General features: G+C 52.3%; 2 protein-coding genes. Both read left to right on the plus strand.

Going from position 1 to position 1,201, the window contains the following annotated elements:
• Positions 1-24: 24 nt before the first annotated feature.
• On the plus strand, positions 25-435 hold the full coding sequence (locus F8N49_RS27780; RefSeq protein ID WP_151553309.1) for a hypothetical protein: 411 nt from the start codon (positions 25-27) through the stop codon (positions 433-435).
• A gap of 102 nt (positions 436-537) precedes the next feature.
• Positions 538-1,071 carry a hypothetical protein gene (locus F8N49_RS27785; RefSeq protein WP_151553310.1) on the plus strand — a complete coding sequence of 178 codons (534 nt, stop codon included), beginning with the start codon at positions 538-540 and terminating at the stop codon, positions 1,069-1,071.
• Positions 1,072-1,201: the final 130 nt, after the last annotated feature.

The raw sequence follows: 1,201 nt of genomic DNA on the forward strand, positions 1-1,201 counted from the left end.
TTAGAGGATTGGAGAGACCCACCCATGAAAATTGAATTGCCAGGAATTGCAGAACAACAAGCTTTTGTCTTTGAGGCCGCCACTAAAGCTGCTGTGCTACAGCTACAGGCGAATCTGAATGCGCCCAAGCTTCCTACGCAGTCTGAGATAGACGAAAGCCTGTATCCACGTACTCATTTGCTGACAGAAGCAGAGGGGTGGAGCCCGCCGCATCCAGACATCATTGGCGCATACTTCCGTCATTTCCAAACGCATTTTCCGGCGTACAACACAGATGCAAAGCTAGCCGGGTTGTTGGGTTTGTCCTCTGACCGCCGCGTAAGGGCATTCAAGGACGGCAGCAAGGCTCCGCCTTATGGCGTATGGCGCCGCTTCCTTGTTCTGACTGGGCGCGTACCCCAAGAAATCATCCCAGTGCTCGCATTTATAAACTGACCATCGCTCAGAGGGTTGTGGTAGCACCTACACCGACACTCAAGATCAAACGGTCGACGAAAGGTAGGGTAAACTGATGGACTGGCCGGAACGGAGACCGAAGTGACCGCCTATTTTCTTCCGCTGACCATTGGTGGTCAGACTTACGACTTTTCTCACCTCGAGCCGTTCACATTCACCATCCCAAGTCAGTTGGCCAAACGTGATCTAAATGTGCACGTCACGTTCTCGGCGCATTGCTTCACTGAAGGTTACGATGAAGCGACACATCCGGAAGGCGAGCAAATCATTCTCGACGGTGCTGGGCGTCAGCGCACTTTTTGCGCAATTCGTTACAGATTGTCCAAAGTATTGCCGGCCGTGATTCAGGGGCTAAACAGTCCTCAAGCCAAAGTTTTCCAAACTGCGGCGATGAGAAATTGGGCGTTTTCTATAACGATCGAGGATCCAAGCGGGCCGTACCACGTCTTTTTCGAAATTCGTCGAGCAGGGAAGGATAAGCCACAAGATTTGAACCTGGTGGTAGAGAGTGCCTACCATCAAACGGGCGAACCCCCTAGGCTGCATGGCAGGATGGCGTTCATGCTGCTATGCGGTAAGGTCTTCCTGAATCAACCTACTTCCACCAAACGTTAACGACTGAAACGAAAAAAGGCGCCATAGGCGCCTTCTTCGTATTCGGTAAAGCAGATCCAGACACCACTTGCGAACCGCCTTGCGCGGTTACGGCTTTCGCCGCTGGGAAGCGCTCAATCTCATCTGGTCA

Source organism: Pseudomonas sp. GXM4, assembly GCF_008923895.1.
Classification (GTDB): Bacteria; Pseudomonadota; Gammaproteobacteria; order Pseudomonadales; family Pseudomonadaceae; genus Aquipseudomonas; species Aquipseudomonas atacamensis.